The organism is Pseudonocardia xinjiangensis (assembly GCF_012911925.1).
Classification (GTDB): Bacteria; Actinomycetota; Actinomycetes; order Mycobacteriales; family Pseudonocardiaceae; genus Pseudonocardia; species Pseudonocardia xinjiangensis.
Genome location: NZ_JAAXKY010000076.1, coordinates 1 through 15,268, shown reverse-complemented (window position 1 = coordinate 15,268; position 15,268 = coordinate 1). Strand labels below are relative to the sequence as shown.

The following is a 15,268-nucleotide window of genomic DNA, read 5'->3' as shown; positions in this document are numbered from 1 at the left end:
CGGCGATCACAGGTCCCGCGGGCTCGTCAGGGCGCAGTGGGGGGTGTGCTGTCGTCCCCGGCGAGAGCGCGGTAGGCCGGTCGCAGCAGGTCGGCGACCCGCTCGCCGCGTACGTCGACGGTGAACTCGGGCACCTGGTCGAGCAGCGCGTCGGGTGGGGTGCGGGGGCCGGTCAGCCGCTCCGGGAGCCCGGGCCCCGCGCTCCAGTACTCGTGCATGACGTCGGCGAGCGCGGGCACCCCGTCGGACGTCGCGGGCGGGCTTGCGGCGGTGCGGCGGGCGCGGAGGTCCTCCAGGAGCGTCTCGCGGTCGCGGCCGCGCAGCGCCAGGATCTGGAAGGGATCGGTGTCGAACCGGTCGGCGAGCACGTAGAACACCGCGGCGAGATGCTTGCAGGGGACGGCGTGGTCGGGGCAGCTGCAGTCCATCGCGAGGTCGCGGTTGCCGGCGGGGAAGAGCGAGAGCCCGACGGCCTCGAACACCGTCTCGATCTCGCGGGGCATCTCGCCGGCCAGCAGCGTGGCGGCGTACGACGCGTCGTCGGCGAGCGCCTGCGCCACCGCTGCCCACTCCGCCTTGCCGAAGGCCGGGATACCGACCCGCACCTTGTACGGCTGGGGCCGGGAGCCCTGCACCTGGGCGACGGCCCCGCCCGCGTCGACGTCGAGGGAGATGATCTGGCCGGCCCGGGCGTAGCTGCGGCCCCGCGAGAGCCGGCCGCCGACACCGAGCGACTCCAGCACGCCGAGGAACCGCTGCGACCACCAGGTGCGCGCCACCGGTCCGCGGGTGCTGTTGATCTGGATGCCGCCCTCGACCCGGCGCGGGCGGGCGGGTTCGGCGTCGCGCCACCAGAACGGATCGGGATCAGGCATCGTCGGTGTCCTCGACGGTCTCCTCGAGCGCTTCCGAGCCCAGGGTGAACAGCTCGCGCAGCGAGTCGGTGGACAGCTCGGTGAGCCAGCCCTCCCCGTCGCCGACCACCATCTCCGACAGCGCCTTCTTCTTGGTGATCATGTCGTCGATGCGCTCCTCGACCGTGCCGGGGCACACGAACTTGCGCACCTGGACGTTGCGGCGCTGGCCGATGCGGAACGCGCGGTCGGTGGCCTGGTTCTCCACGGCGGGGTTCCACCAGCGGTCGAGGTGCACGACGTGGTTGGCGGCGGTGAGGGTGAGGCCGGTGCCGCCCGCCTTGAGCGAGAGCAGCATGACCGGCGGCCCCTCACCGGCCTGGAAGCGCATGACCATCTCGTCACGGCGCTTCTTCGGCGTGCCCCCGTGCAGGAACGCGACGTCGGTGTCGAAGCGGGCCGCCAGGTGCGGCACGAGCATGTGGCCGAACTCGGTGAACTGGGTGAAGCACAGCACGCGGTCGCCCTCGTCGAGGATCTCGGCGAGGATCTCCTCCAGCCGGATGATCTTGCCGGAGCGTCTGCCGACCGGCGAACCGTCGTGGAGCAGCTGGGCCGGGTGGTTGCAGACCTGCTTGAGCTTCGCCATCGCGGCCAGCACGTTGCCGCGGCGCTCGATGCCGCGGGAGTCGGCGATCTTCTCCATCATGTCGTCGACGACCGTGCGGTAGAGCGAGGCCTGCTCGCGGGTGAGCCGGTAGTGCTGGGTGACCTCGATCTTGTCGGGCAGGTCGTCGATGATCCTCGGGTCGGTCTTCAGCCGTCGCAGCAGGTACGGCCGGGTGACGCGGCGCAGCAACGCGGCGGCCTCGGTGTCGCCGTGGCGTTCCACGGGGATGGCGTAGCGGGCGCGGAACTTCTCGGCCGAGCCCAGCAGGCCGGGGTTGAGCACGTCCATGATCGACCACAGCTCGGCCAGCCGGTTCTCCACGGGCGTGCCGGTGAGCGCCACGCGGTGCTCGGCGTCGAACCGCCGCACGGCGCGCGCGTGCGACGCCCTGCTGTTCTTCACGGCCTGGGCCTCGTCGAGCACGAGGCGGCGCCAGGCGAGCGCGGCGAGCTCGTCGCCGTCGCGGGTGGCGGTGGCGTAGGTGGTGACCACGAGGTCGGCCTCGTGGATCTGCGCCTCGAGCTCCGCGCCGTGGCGGCGGCCGGGCCCGTGGTGGGCGAGCACCCGCAGGTCGGGGGCGAACCGGGCGGCCTCGCGCTGCCACGTGCCGACGAGCGACATCGGGCAGACGAGCAGCGTGGGGCCGCGCTCCTGCTGGGCGCGTTCGAGCGCCTCCAGGGCCAGCAGCTGCACCGTCTTGCCCAGGCCCATGTCGTCGGCCAGGCACGCCCCGAGCCCGAGGGTGGAGAGGAACGCGAGCCACGAGACGCCGCGCTGCTGGTAGGGGCGCAGCTGCGCGCGGAAGCCTGCGGGCGGCTCGACCGGGGTGATCGTGCGTTCGACCTCGCCTGCGAGCAGCGCCCCGATCCAGCCGTCGGCGTGGATGGCGGTGACGGGCAGCGGCGCGCCGTGGTCCGCGTCGCTCTCCCAGTCGTCGGGGTGGCGCTGGGCGAGCGCGAGCACCTCGGCGGCGGTGGGCGCGCCGTCGGCGCGCCGCCTGCGGGCCCGGCGCAGGAACTCCAGGCCGGCGCGCAGCCGCTCGGCGTCGACGCTCACCCACCTGCCCCGCAGCCGGACCAGCGGCGCCTTGGTGGCCACCAGCTCGGTGATCTCCTCCTCGGACAGCTCGTCGTCGCCCACCGCGATCGACCAGCGGAAGTCGGCCAGCTCCTCGCGGCCCAGCCCGCTGCGGGTGAGCACGCGGTCGGCCGGGGTGCTGCGCGCGCTCAGCGCGAGCCCGACCCGGCGCGAGCCGTCCCAGCCGGCCGGGAGCTGGACCCCGAACCCGGCCTCGACGAGCAGCGCGGCCCCCGCCGTGAGGAAGTGGTGGGCGCCCTCGACGTCGAGGTCGAGCCCGGACGGGCGGGCCTGCCGCAGCGCGGTGGCCAGCGCCGGGAGCACCAGCGAAGCGCGGCCGAGCTCGGCGAGCAGCAGCTCCTGCGGCTGCGCGATCAGCCGGTCGGCACCGCTGGACCAGACCTGCTCGGCTGGGACGAGCAGGCTGGGGTCGGCGGTGGACTGCAGGAGGAAGTCGAGCACCCAGCGCGTGCCGTCGCCGGTCTGGTCGAGCGCGTCGGGTGCCGGGTCGGCAGGGTCGTGCAGGGTGCTGATCTCGGTGAGCCGGAAGCACGCGCGGCCCTCGCCGCCGGCCGTGGCGCCGAACTCGTCCCATTCCGCGACGGCGCCGGCGAGGGCGGCGAGCTCCGTGGCCGACAGGGCGCGGTCGCCACCGACCCGCCCGTCGGGCGTGAGCAGGGCGGCGAGCCAGGACTCCGCCGCCGGGAGCTCCCGGGGCGCCCGCCCGAGCCGCGGTGGGAGCACCGTGAGCGGCTCGGGTGCGCGGGCCAGCCGGTCGCGGACGGCGGCGTCGGTGAGGGCGTGGAGCGCGTCGCTGACGAGCGCGTGCGGATCGGCCCCGGCCTGCTGGCCGCGGGCCGAGCCGACCGCCTCCGCGCGCCCCACCGGCGGGAGGGCCGCCACCAGCGCGTCGAACGTGACGGCGTCGAGGCCCTGCACGAGCGGGCGCCACCGCGCGAACGCGTGCGGACCCTGCCGGACGAGGGTGGGCAGCACGCGGCCGCGCGCGGCGAGATCGGCCGCCAGCTCCGCCACAGCGCGTAGGTGGGTCACCGAGGCGCCGTAGCGCACCTCATCGGCGGGGTCGTCCAGCTCCGCGACGTCGATGGCCAGCGCGGGTACCGACCAGGCGCGCAGCACCGGGCCGCCCCGCGGCGGGGTGCCACGCCCGCCGCTGCGCACCAGCTCCGGCGACGCGAGCGGGCCGCCGGGCCGGGAGGGCAGCAGCAGCGTGACGGTGGCGGGCTTGCCCGGGTGGAGCGCGGTGAGCGCCGACGACGGCGCCGCGAACGGGTGGGGGCGCGCCGACCGCAGCGAGCGGCTCGACGAGGTGGTGGGACGCGCGCCGTCCTCGGCCCAGAGCAGGACCCCGCGGCCGGGGGACCAGAGGGCGTGGACGGCGAGCACGCGTCAAGGCTACGGAGGCCCTCCGACGGTCCGGCGCGTCGATGTCCCGGCGAAGCGCGCCGGTCGCGGTGGACCGTCCGTCAGGGATCTCGGCGAGCACCGTTTCCGCTTCGTGTAGCTACCCGTGAACCCCGACGCGCGCGAGGTGTTCACGTGCGAGAACGGGTCCACGGTGCTCGAGATGGCGCGGAGCCGGTCGATCACGGTGATCGGCAGCGCCGCGCTCAAGCGGGCCCGCCTGGCGCGCGGAGTCACGCCGGACGTGAGCGGGATGATCCCCGGGTTCGACAGCGACGCCCAGCGCGCGACCCAGTTCGCGAGATCGACCCCGGGCGTGACCTGTGCGCTGGTCGGCACCCGCACCGCCCCGGCAGGTCGCCCAGGCCGTTGCGGTGGCCCGTGCCGCGCCGCGCCGCTCGACCGGGCCGGTTCCTGGCCGTGGCGGACCGGCATGCCGGGAGCGTGTGACCGCGGCCGGCGCCGTGCTGGGGGCGGGTCACGCCGGCCGGGGCTCGGTCATGCGTTGCCGCCCGCGGCACCGTGCGGGACGTACGTGGCGGGAACGACGCCCAGCTTGCCCTTCTGGTAGTCCTCGAAGGTCTGGAGCACCTCGGCCCGGGTGTTCATGACGAACGGGCCGGCCCAGGCGATCGGCTCCCGGATCGGCTGCCCGCCGAGGAAGATCACGTCCAGGCCGGCGAGACGGGACTCCTGCTTCTCGTTGCCCGACACGGTGATCGTGTCGCCGGGACCGAAGAGTGCGGCCTGCCCGGTGCGCACGGGCTGCTTCTCCGGGCCCACCGCACCGGCCCCGGACAGCACGTAGACGAGTGCGTTGAAGTCGCGCCGCCAGGGCAGCCGCACGGTGGCGCCGGGCGCGACGGTGGCGTGCATCATCGCCACGGGGGTGTGGGTGGACCCCGGCCCGGCGTGCCCGGCAAGCTCGCCGGCGATCACGCGGATCAGGGCTCCGCCGTCGGACGTGGTGAGCAGGGCCGACTCGCGGGCGCGGAGGTCCTGGTACCGGGGCTCGAGCCACTTGTCGGCCTTCGGCAGGTTCACCCACAGCTGCAGTCCGTGGAACAGGCCGCCGCTCATGACGAGGGACTCCGGCGGCCGCTCGATGTGCAGCAGGCCACCCCCCGCCGTCATCCACTGCGTGTCGCCATTGGTGATCAGCCCGCCGCCGCCGTGGGAGTCGGCGTGCTCGAAGGTGCCGTCGATGATGTAGGTGACGGTCTCGAACCCGCGGTGGGGGTGCCAGGAGGTGCCCTTCGGCTCGCCGGGGGCGTACTCGACCTCGCCCATCTGGTCCATCATCAGGAACGGGTCGAGGTCGCGTAGGTCGATACCGGCCAAGGCCCGTCGGACCGGGAACCCCTCGCCCTCGAACCCGGACGGGGCGGTGGTGACGGAGCGCACCCGCCGGTCGACGGCGGCGGCGCCGGGTTCGGGTACGCGCGGCAGTGCGGTGACGTCGGCGACGGTGACGGCGGGCATGAGGTCCTCCGAAGAAGTTGTGTCTGCAACTACTGGAGGACAACCGTACCGCCGTCGCGTCTGTTCCGTCCCCCGAGTGGGGTGGCAGCCGACCCCGCCGGGCGCCCGGGTGCCGCGGCGGGTGCCACCTCGGTGCAGCGTCCGACCGCTCAGCGTCCCCGGCGGATCTTCATGGACATCTCGAACGTGAACAGCTCGTCCCCGGTGTCGTCGCGCCTGCGAGGACGACCCTGGTGCCGCGAGTCGCCCGGTTTGGGCCCGCGAGTTGCCCGTTCTCGTCGTGATGTCCCTGGGTGAATGCGCGCGGATCGGGCGACTCGCGGGCGAGGAACGGGCGACTCGCGGGCGGGGCGGAGTGATCGTCGCGAGATGCGGCTGTTGGTCCCGCGCGGGGCCGACACGTGGATCTCGGAGCGATCAGCCGCGCCGCGCCCCCGTCAGCAGTGCTCCGGGAGGTGGCTCCTCCGGCGGACAACGATCACGGCTCGTCCTGGTGCTGGTCGGTCTCAGAGACCGAAGCGCGGGCGCTCGCCCTCCGGCACCAGGTCCAGGTAGTCCTCGTGCTTCTGGAGCCAGCCGCGGACGAACGGGCACTGGGGCAGCACCGCCAGGCCGCGGGCCCGCGCCGCGTCGAGCGCGCCCCGCACCAGCGTGCTGCCCAGGCCCCGCCCTTCGAAGGCGCTGTCGATCTCGGTGTGGGTGAAGGTGATCGTTCCCCGGCTGGTGCGGTACGCCACGAACCCGGCGAGCCTGCCGTCGAGGTGGATCTCGAACCGGGACCACTCGGCGACGTCGAGCACCTGCGGTTCGGTCATGTGCTGCCTCCTGTGGAGCCGTGCGGACGGACGCCGGCGAACGACGCCCAGCTTGCCCTCCGGGACGGTCCGAGCGCCCCTCAGCCCTCTCCGACCGGGACCGGTTGCTGCTGCCGCACGTCGGGGCCGCTGCCGTCGTCGGCCACCAGGTGGCAGGCCACCTGACCGAGCGCGGTGGTGCGCAGCAGCGGCACCTCGGTGCGGCACCGCTCGACGGCCACCGGGCACCGCGTGTGGAACCGGCAGCCCGGGGGAGGGGCGGTGGGCGAGGGGATCTCGCCGGAGAGCAGCACCCGGCGGCGCGCCCGTTGCTCGCGGGGGTTCGCCAGCGGCGCGGCCGAGAGCAGCGCCTGCGTGTACGGGTGGGACGGGGAGTCGAACACCGCCTCGCGCGAACCCTGCTCCACCAGCGTGCCCAGGTACATCACGGCCACCTCGTCGGCCAGGTACTCCACCGCCGACAGGTCGTGGGTGATGAACAGGCACGCGAAGCCGAGGTCGCGCTGCAGGTCCGCGAGCAGGTTCAGCACCGAGGCCTGCACCGAGACGTCGAGCGCGCTGGTGGGCTCGTCGGCCACCAGCAGCCGCGGTGACGAGACCAGGGCGCGGGCGATGCTCACCCGCTGGCGCTGCCCCCCGGACATCTCGTGGGGGTAGCGCTGCGCGACCTGTCGCCGCAGCCCCACCTGCTCCAGCGCGTCGCCCACGCGGGTCTCCCGTTCGCGCCGCGAGCTCGCCAGCCCGAGCAGCCGCAGTGGCTCACCCACGATGTCGCCGACCGACAGCCGCGGGTCGAGCGAGCTCGCCGGGTCCTGGAACACGATGGAGACCTCACGCCGGTGCGGACGCAGCGCGCGCCGGCTGAGGTGGGTGACGTCGGTGCCCGCCAGCCGCACGGTGCCGGACGTCGGCGCCAGCAGCCGCACGACGCACCGGCCGACGGTCGACTTGCCCGACCCGCTCTCGCCGACGAGTGCCAGCACCCGCCCGCGTTCGATCCGCAGGCTCACGCCGTCCACGGCCCGCACGGGGCCGAAGTGCATCACGAGGTCGTCGAGCTCCAGGGCGGCAGGCTCCTGGCCCTGTTCCCGGGCCGGGTGCTCCTCGAGGTCAGTGATCGTCCTACCGTCCCTTCGTGAGGAGGGCGTCTGCCGGATGCCAGCAGGCGGCCCGGTGGGTGGTCGGGTCGGTGTCGCGCGGCTCCAGGGCGGGCGCGCCCGCGCGGCACTGCTCGTCGGCGGCCGGGCACCGCTCGGCGAACGTGCAGGCGTCGGGCTGCTCGTGCAGCACCGGCACCAGCCCGGGGATCTCCTGGAGCCGTCCCCCCGCGGCGCGGCGGCCCGCGGTCGGCACCGCGCCGAGCAGGCCCAGCGTGTAGTGGTGGCGGGGGGCGTCGAACAGCTCCTGGGTCGGGCCGGTCTCGACCACGCGCCCCGCGTACATCACCAGCACGCGGTCGGCGATGTCGGCCACCACGCCGAGGTCGTGCGTGATGAGCACGATCGCCGTGCCGAGCCGGGTGCCGAGGTCGCGCAGCAGGTCGAGGACGGCGGCCTGCACGGTGACGTCGAGCGCCGTGGTCGGCTCGTCGGCCACCAGCACCGCGGGGTCGCAGGCCAGCGCCATCGCGATCATCACCCGCTGCCGCATCCCGCCCGAGAACTGGTGCGGGTAGGCCCCCACGCGCGAGGCGGGGGACGGGATCCCGACCAGCGCGAGCAGCTCCACGGCCCGCGCCAGCGCCTGCTTCCGCGAGAGCTTCTGGTGGATCCGCAGGGTCTCGGTGATCTGGCTGCCCACGGTGAACACGGGGTTCAGCGAGGTCATCGGCTCCTGGAACACGTAGGCCACCTCGGCGCCGCGCACCCTACGCAGCGTCGGCTCGGGGGCCCCGACGAGCTCCTGGTCGCGCAGCCGTACGGAGCCGGTGACGGTCGCCGACGGGGGGAGCAGCCCTGCGATGCTCATCGCGGTGACGCTCTTGCCGCACCCCGACTCGCCGACCACCGCGAGCACCTCGCCCGGCCGGACGTCGAACGACACGGAGTCGACCGCGGACACCGGCCCGTCGTCGGTCCGGAACGTGACCCGCAGGTCGCGCACCGTGAGAACGGGCTCGCCCTGTGCCGTCACCGGGAGCTCCTCGGGTCGAGGGCGTCGCGCAGGGCGTCGCCGAACAGGTTGAACGCGAGCGCCACCAGCATGATCGCCAGGCCGGGCACGACGGCGGTCCACGGCGCCTGGGCGGCGTACTGCTGGGCGTCGGCGAGCATCGTCCCGAGGCTCGGGTCGGGCGGTTGGATGCCCAGCCCGAGGAACGACAGCACCGACTCCCCGATGATCGCCTGCGGGATGGCCACGGTGGCCTGCACGATCACCGCGGACAGCGCGTTGGGCAGCACGTGCCGGCCGAGCACCCAGACGTCGCTCGCCCCGTCCACCAGCGACGCCGCGACGAAGTCGAGGTTCTTCAGGCGGAACGTCTCGGAGCGGACGACGCGGATCATGCCCGGGATCTGGGAGATGCCCAGTGCCAGCGCCGCGTTGCCGAGGCTCGGGCCGCGGATGGCGGCGAGGCCGACGGCGAGCAGGAGGAACGGGAAGGCGAGCATGAGGTCGGTGAAGCGGGAGATCACCGCGTCGAGGGCCCGGAAGTAGCCCGCCGCGAGTCCCAGCGGGACTCCGACGACCAGCGCGAGCGCCACGGCCAGCACTCCCACCTCCAGCGACGCCCGCAGGCCGAAGAGGATGCGGGACAGCACGTCGCGGCCCAGGTCGTCGGTGCCGAGGGCGAAGCCGACGGTGCCCGGGATCTGGAACGGCGCGTCGAAGTGCACCTGTGCGGGCGAGTAGGGCGCGAGCACCGGGGCGAGCACCGAGGCCAGCACGGCCACGGCGAGCACCGCGAACCCGGCGATCCCCAGCGGGCTGCGCCGCAGCCTGCGCAGGGCGGCGCGGCGCCGCGGCGGTGTGGCACCCGGGTCCGGTGCCGGCGGGGTGACGATCTCGGTCGCGGTCATGACTGTCCTCCCGCCACGCGGATCCGCGGGTCGATCAGCGAGTACGCGACGTCGACCAGGAAGTTGATCAGGATGTAGGCGGCCGCCGTCACGAGGACGACGCCCTGGATGACCGGGTAGTCGCGCTGGAACACCGCGTCGATCGTCATCTTCCCGAACCCGGGCAGCCCGAAGATCCGTTCGGTGACGACGGCCCCGGAGATCAGGATGCCCAGCTGCAGCCCGACGACCGTCACCACCACGACGAGGCTGTTGCGCAGGGCGTGCCGGCCGATCACCGCGCGGGGCGATGCGCCCTTGGCCCGCGCCGTGCGGATGTAGTCGGCACCGAGCGACTCGAGCATCGCCGACCGGGTCTGGCGCATCACGATCGCCGCGATCCCGGTGCCGAGCACGAGGGCGGGCAGCACGAGGTGGTGCAGGTTGGCGACCGGATCCTCCCCGAACGGGACGAAGCCCGACGCCGGGAACAGGCCGAGGCCCACCGCCAGGTAGAGGATCGCGATCAGGCCGAGCCAGAAGTTCGGCACCGACAGCCCGAGCAGCGCCAGCGCGTTGGCGAACCACTCCGCGGGGCGCCCGCGCCGGACGGCGGCCACCACACCGGTGGTGACGCCCAGCACGATCGCCACCAGCAGCGCCAGCAGCGACAGCTCGATCGTGACGGGCAGGCCGGTGCCGATCATCGTGGAGACCGGGATCCCGGTCCGGGTGGAGGTGCCGAGGTCGCCGCGCAGCGCCCCGAGCACGAACTTCCCGTACTGCACGACCAACGAGTCGTTGAGGCCGAGCCGCTCGCGGATCGCCGCGAGCGACGCCGGGTCACGTTCCTCCCCGGCGAACGCGAGCGCCGGGTCGCCCGGCAGCGCGCGCACGCCGAGGAACACCACGATCGTGGCGAGCACCAGCGTCACCGCCGACTGCCACAGCCGGTGGAGCAGGTAGGACCGCATTCCGGACCGGCTCCCGTCAGCGGGTCAGGCCGGCGAAGGCGAGCCGCACCACGCCGTCCGGGAAGACCTGCACCCCCGACACCTTGGCGGTGACGCCGGTGAAGTTGCGGATGCGGTACAGGTAGACGATCGGGTCGGCGGCGTGGATGGCCGTCACCGCCTCGCCGTAGAGCCGCACCCGTTCGGCCTGGTCGGTGCTGGTACGCGCCCTGGTGAGCAGCGCGTCGAGCGCCGCGTCGCTGTAGCCGGCCACGTTCTGCCCGCCGTCGGTGCTGAGGTAGTTGGTGATGTTGTTGTCCGGGTCGATGCGGCCTGACCAGCCCAGCTGCAGCATCTCGAAGTCGCCGCGGTCCTGCTGGTCGAGCAGCGCGGAGTACTCCACCGGCTGGATCTGCAGGTCGAACCCGCCGTCGGCGACGGTGGCCTGCAGGGCCTGGGCCAGCCGCAGGACGTCGGGGGTGTTCGTCGCAATCATCGTGATCTTGTAGGGAACGGGGACACCCGCCTCCTGCAGCAGGGCGCGCGCGGCGGCCGGGTCGTGCGGTGGGCAGGCCTGGGCGGCGTCGCTGGTGAACTCGGTGTCCGGACTGATCGGCGAGCACGTCGGCGTGTAGAGGCCGCCGAACACGGCCTGCACGAGGCCCTGACGGTCCACCGCGAGCTCGAACGCCCGGCGGACGCGAGGGTCCCGGGAGAGGGGCGTGCCGACGTCGCCCACCGGGTTGCCGAGCCCCGAGACGTTGCCGACGTTGAACGTGATGCCCTGGTAGCCCAGCGAGTTGGACTGCAGCACCTGGATGCCCGCGGCGGTGCGCAGGGCGGGGACGTCCTGGGTGGAGAGCGTGTCGGCCACCTGGGCGTCACCGGACTGCAGGTTGGCCGCCCGGATGCTGGCGTCGGTGATGATCCGGTAGGTGATGCGGTCGAGGTGCACCTTGGCCGCGTCGTAGTAGTTCGGGTCGCGCACCACGTCGATCGAGTTCTGGGCCACCCGCTTCTCGAACTTGAACGGCCCGACGCACACCGGCGCGGTGCCGAACTTGTCGCCCAGCTGCTGCAGGGCCGCCGGACTCATGATCATGCCGGCCCGGTCGGCGAGCGCCGAGGTCAGCGGGGCGAACGGCGCCGAGAGGTGGAGCACCACCGAGCTCGCGCCCTGCGCCTCCACCGACGTGATGGGCCCGAGCTCGCTCTTGCGACCGGACCCGGCCATCGTCAGGTTGCGCTGGAACGTGGTGACCACCGCCTGCGCGTCCATCGGCGTGCCGTCGGCGAAGCGCACCCCCTCGCGCAGCGGGATGGTGACGGTGAGCCCGTCGGGGGAGATCGTGGGCAGCGCGGTGGCCAGCTGAGGGACGATCCGCGTGTTCTGGTCGAGGTCGTAGAGCTTCTCGCACATCGTCTGGAAGACGTAGCGGGAGTAGAGCGAGCGGGACTGCGTCGGGTCGAGCATGTCCGGCTCGGCCGACAGGGCCATGACGAGCGTGCCGCCCTGCTGCACGGCGGCAGGATCGGCGGGGGTGCCGAAGGAGTCGGTGGCCGGCGCCGCGGCCGGCCCGGCGGCCTGCTGCACCGGCGCGCAGCCGACGGCGACGGCCGCTGCCAGCGCGATCGCGAGCGCCGCCGCCCCCCGTCCCCGGATCCTTCGTGCTATCAGGCTGAGCCCCATCGTTCTACCTCCGGCCGTTCATTCGGTCGGGTGAACGTAGTATGTATACAGACGGTGTGACCATGGTGCACAAGGACTCTTGATCTAGCTGAAACACGACAGCTGCCGCGCCGTCCGGGCCGTCGCCAGCGACACTGGAGCGATGACCCACCGTTGCGCGGCGGCCTGAGTGCCCGCCCTCGACGCGGCGCAGCAGCGCGCGAGACTCGCGGGTGCTCCTGTCGGTCGGCTGGCCACGCTGCGGGCCGACGGCACCCCGCGGCTGGTGCCGATCACCTTCGCGCTCGTGGACGGGCTCGTCTGCTCGGTGGTGGACGAGGTCAAGCCCAAACGCAGCAGCCGGCTCGCGCGCCTCGACGACGTGCGCCGCGACCCTCGTGTCGGGCTCGTCGTCGACCACTACGACGACGACTGGTCGACGCTGTGGTGGGTCCGGGTGGACGGCACGGCCGAGATCCACGAGACCGGGCCGCTGCGGGAGCGCGCGCTCGCCGCGCTGCGGGCCAAGTACCGCCCCTACGCCGCCGTGCCGCCCGCCGGCGCGCTGCTGGTGATCACCCCGGTCCGATGGAGTGGGTGGACGGCGACCTGACCGGCGCGGATCGCGCGGTCTCCCCTCCGCGCCATGGCGTCACAATGTATAACGCTGCTATGTTTTGGGGGCATGCTGAAGCCCCGATGTCGAGGAGTGCACATGGCCGTCACGCTGATCAACCCCGACGGGTTGCCGAAACCCGATGTCTACCGCCAGCTGTCGGTCGCCACCGGCTCGAAGCTGGTGTTCGTGGCCGGTCAGGTGGCCCGCGACGGCGAGGGGCGACGGGTCGGCGAAGGAGACCTGGCCGCCCAGGTCGAGCAGGCCTACCTCAACATCGGCACCGCACTGGCCGGGGCCGGCGGGTCCTTCGACGACGTGGCGAAGCTGACCGTCTACGTCGTCGACTGGACGCCCGACAAGATGCCGCTGCTGGGAGAGGGTGTCAGCCGGGCGGCCGCGAAGCTGGGCGTCGACCCGGTCAAGCCGATCACGCTGCTGGGCGTGGCGGCGCTCGGGGAACCGGACCTGTTGGTCGAGGTCGAGGCCACCGCGGTCATCGACTGACCCGCGGGCCGCCCGTCACGCGCTCACCTGGACCACGGCCTCGATCTCCACCGCGATGTCGAACGGCAGCTCCGCCATCCCCACCGCGGAGCGTGCGCTGCGGCCGGCGTCGCCCAGCACCTCGACCAGCAGGTCGGAGCAGCCGTCGATCACTGCGGGCGTGCGGTTGAAGCCGGGGGCGCAGTTGACCATGCCGAAGATCCGCGCCACCCGCCGGACCCGGCCCAGGTCGCCGATCTCGGCCCGGAGCGCCGCGAGGAGCTGCAGGCCGGTGAGGCGGGCGGCCTCGCGTCCGGCGTCCAGGTCCAGGCCGCCGTTGCCGACCTTGCCCACGACGAAACTCCCGTCCGGGCGCACGGGACCCATCCCGGAGAGGTACACCAGGTCGCTCACCCGGGCGGCCGGCACGTAGTTCCCGGCCGGGCCCAGGGGGGTGGGGAGCTCGATGCCCAGTTCGCGCAGGCGCAGCTCGACGTTCATGGTCCGACCGTACGTGGCGCCGGTGGGGTGATCGTTCGGTCGGCTCGTGGCCGCGGACCAGCCGCCTCGGCCGGCAGGACGCTGTCGAGGTACTGGTCGAGTGCCGCCAGTGCGGCGTCGGGGGAGTAGTGCCCGCCGAGGACGTGCACGCCCAGCCCGTCGACGAGCGCGAGCAGGGCGGTGGCGGCGAGCTCCGGATCGACCCCGCGCTCGGCCGGGCTCGTCGCCCGGATCTGGTCGGCGAAGAAGGCCCGCATCTGCGCGGTGTTCTCCCGCAGCTCCGCGGCCACGTGCGGGCGGACCGCGGCGTAGGAGAGGAAGGCCAGCGCCACCTTGCCCTCGGTGGCGCGTTGCTCGTCCAGGGGCAGCATCTGGAGCAGGAGCCCGCGCACGAGGGCCCGGGGCGTCGGGACGGCGTCCTGGTCGCCCGCCTCGGCGGCGAGCCGGGCCTGGACGCCGGCGCTGACCATGTCCAGCGCGAAGATCATCATCTGGTCCTTGGTGCGGAAGTAGTGCTGCACCATGCCGGTAGACACGCCGGCCTCGGTCGCCACATGTCGCAGGCTCACGGCTTCGAGGCCCCGGGTGGCGGCCACCCGCATCAGGGCATCCGCGATCAGGGCCCGCTGGGCCTGGTGGTCGACCTTCTTCGGCACCGCGACAGTCTTTCACAGTGCAGTCGTATTGACTCCGAGCCTCCCGCACTTTACGTTGCAGGTGTATTGTAAAAAACCATCTGGGGGAACTCGATGACGACCACCATCCGACACCTGCCGCTCGACCGCCCCGACCTCCTGCGACCACCCCCGGCCTACGCGGTGCTGCGCGAGAGCGAGCCCGTCACCCGCGTGACCACCCCGGACGGGACGCCGGCGTGGCTGGTCACCTCGTACGACGCCGCGGTGACCGTCCTGTCGGACCCGCGGTTCGGGGTGGCCCCGCCCGGCGGCGCCCACCCCGGCAACCACACCCTGTTCCAGGACGGCGCCCCGCACACCCGGCTGCGCCGCCTGGTGTCCGCGGCCTTCACGCCGCGGCGGGTTGAGGCGATGCGCCCGCGCATCGAGGCCCTCGCCGACCGGTACGTGGGCGCCATGGCCGCGGCGGGCCCGCCCGCCGACCTCGTCGACGCCGTCGCGGCCCCGCTGTCGATCAGCACGATCGGCGAGCTGGTCGGCATCCCCGTGTCCGAGCACGCCCAGCTGCGGCAGTGGGCCGACGCGGTCCTCACCGTGGACATGGCGGCCGCCTCAGCGGGCGAGCTGGACACGGCGGGCATCGAGCAGGCGTGGACGGCCCTCACCGACTACGCCGCCGCGCTCGTCGCCGCCCGGCGGGCCGACCGGGGTGACGACCTCATCAGCGCGCTGGTCGGCGTGCACGAGGACGGCGCCCGGCCCGGGCACGACGAGCTGCTGAGTGAGGACGAGCTCGTCGCGATGGTCACCACGCTGGTCAGCGCCGGGTACCTCAGCGCCTGCAACGGGATGTCCGTGGCCACCATCCACCTCGTCACGGGCGGGCAGCTCCCGGTCCTCGCCGCCCACCCGGACCGGCTGGACGCCGTGGTGGAGGAGGTGCTGCGGCAGCAGTCCGGTGTCACCGGCGAGGCGCTCCCGCGGTGGGCCCACCAGGACGTCGAGCTGGCTGGCGTGTCCGTCGCGGCCGGGGACATGGTCCTGGCCCGGCTCGAGGCCGCCAACCGCGACCCGGCCCGCTTC

The 15,268-nt window shown here is 73.6% G+C and carries 14 protein-coding genes; 3 read left to right on the top strand and 11 right to left on the bottom strand.

The window, feature by feature from the left end; all coding sequences use genetic code 11:
* Window positions 1-26 precede the first annotated feature (26 nt).
* The 9 genes from HF577_RS21775 to HF577_RS21735 all read right to left on the bottom strand — a co-directional run bounded on the left by HF577_RS21775 (window position 27) and on the right by HF577_RS21735 (window position 11,965).
* On the bottom strand, window positions 27-875 hold the full coding sequence (locus HF577_RS21775; protein WP_169397778.1) for an SWIM zinc finger family protein: 849 nt from the start codon (window positions 873-875) through the stop codon (window positions 27-29).
* Complete coding sequence (locus HF577_RS21770; RefSeq protein WP_169397777.1) at window positions 868-4,008, bottom strand: DEAD/DEAH box helicase; 3,141 nt, start codon at window positions 4,006-4,008, stop codon at window positions 868-870. The genes HF577_RS21775 and HF577_RS21770 overlap by 8 nt, the downstream gene beginning before the upstream one ends.
* A 516-nt stretch (window positions 4,009-4,524) precedes the next feature.
* Window positions 4,525-5,508 carry a pirin family protein gene (locus HF577_RS21765; RefSeq protein WP_169397776.1) on the bottom strand — a complete coding sequence of 328 codons (984 nt, stop codon included), beginning with the start codon at window positions 5,506-5,508 and terminating at the stop codon, window positions 4,525-4,527.
* Window positions 5,509-6,014: 506 nt separating this feature from the next.
* Window positions 6,015-6,323: a GNAT family N-acetyltransferase gene (locus tag HF577_RS21760; protein WP_169397775.1), complete on the bottom strand. Its 309-nt coding sequence runs from the start codon at window positions 6,321-6,323 to the stop codon at window positions 6,015-6,017.
* 80 nt (window positions 6,324-6,403) lie between these two features.
* A complete protein-coding gene (locus tag HF577_RS21755; protein ID WP_169397774.1) occupies window positions 6,404-7,366 on the bottom strand; it encodes an ABC transporter ATP-binding protein in 963 nt (320 codons plus the stop codon).
* A gap of 79 nt (window positions 7,367-7,445) precedes the next feature.
* Window positions 7,446-8,456: an ABC transporter ATP-binding protein gene (locus HF577_RS21750; RefSeq protein WP_169397773.1), complete on the bottom strand. Its 1,011-nt coding sequence runs from the start codon at window positions 8,454-8,456 to the stop codon at window positions 7,446-7,448.
* Entirely contained in the window at window positions 8,453-9,343 is an 891-nt protein-coding gene (locus HF577_RS21745; RefSeq protein ID WP_169397772.1) for an ABC transporter permease, read from the bottom strand. Before HF577_RS21745 ends, HF577_RS21750 begins: the two co-directional genes overlap by 4 nt.
* On the bottom strand, window positions 9,340-10,296 hold the full coding sequence (locus HF577_RS21740) for an ABC transporter permease (RefSeq protein WP_169397771.1): 957 nt from the start codon (window positions 10,294-10,296) through the stop codon (window positions 9,340-9,342). The genes HF577_RS21745 and HF577_RS21740 overlap by 4 nt, the downstream gene beginning before the upstream one ends.
* A gap of 16 nt (window positions 10,297-10,312) precedes the next feature.
* Window positions 10,313-11,965, bottom strand: coding sequence for an ABC transporter substrate-binding protein (locus HF577_RS21735; RefSeq protein WP_169397770.1), 1,653 nt, complete (start codon window positions 11,963-11,965; stop codon window positions 10,313-10,315).
* A 169-nt stretch (window positions 11,966-12,134) separates the two neighbouring features.
* On the opposite strand from HF577_RS21735, the gene HF577_RS21730 reads away from it, so the two are divergent.
* On the top strand, window positions 12,135-12,557 hold the full coding sequence (locus HF577_RS21730) for a TIGR03668 family PPOX class F420-dependent oxidoreductase (protein ID WP_169397769.1): 423 nt from the start codon (window positions 12,135-12,137) through the stop codon (window positions 12,555-12,557).
* A gap of 102 nt (window positions 12,558-12,659) precedes the next feature.
* Window positions 12,660-13,067, top strand: coding sequence for a RidA family protein (locus HF577_RS21725; protein ID WP_169397768.1), 408 nt, complete (start codon window positions 12,660-12,662; stop codon window positions 13,065-13,067).
* Window positions 13,068-13,082: 15 nt separating this feature from the next.
* Here the strand turns inward: HF577_RS21725 and HF577_RS21720 are convergent, their stop codons facing one another.
* On the bottom strand, window positions 13,083-13,547 hold the full coding sequence (locus tag HF577_RS21720) for a RidA family protein (protein ID WP_169397767.1): 465 nt from the start codon (window positions 13,545-13,547) through the stop codon (window positions 13,083-13,085).
* A complete protein-coding gene (locus HF577_RS21715; RefSeq protein WP_169397766.1) occupies window positions 13,544-14,203 on the bottom strand; it encodes a TetR/AcrR family transcriptional regulator in 660 nt (219 codons plus the stop codon). The genes HF577_RS21720 and HF577_RS21715 overlap by 4 nt, the downstream gene beginning before the upstream one ends.
* A 93-nt stretch (window positions 14,204-14,296) precedes the next feature.
* On the opposite strand from HF577_RS21715, the gene HF577_RS21710 reads away from it, so the two are divergent.
* Window positions 14,297-15,268, top strand: a 972-nt coding sequence (locus HF577_RS21710) for a cytochrome P450 (protein ID WP_169397765.1), incomplete at its 3' end; no start/stop codon positions are given.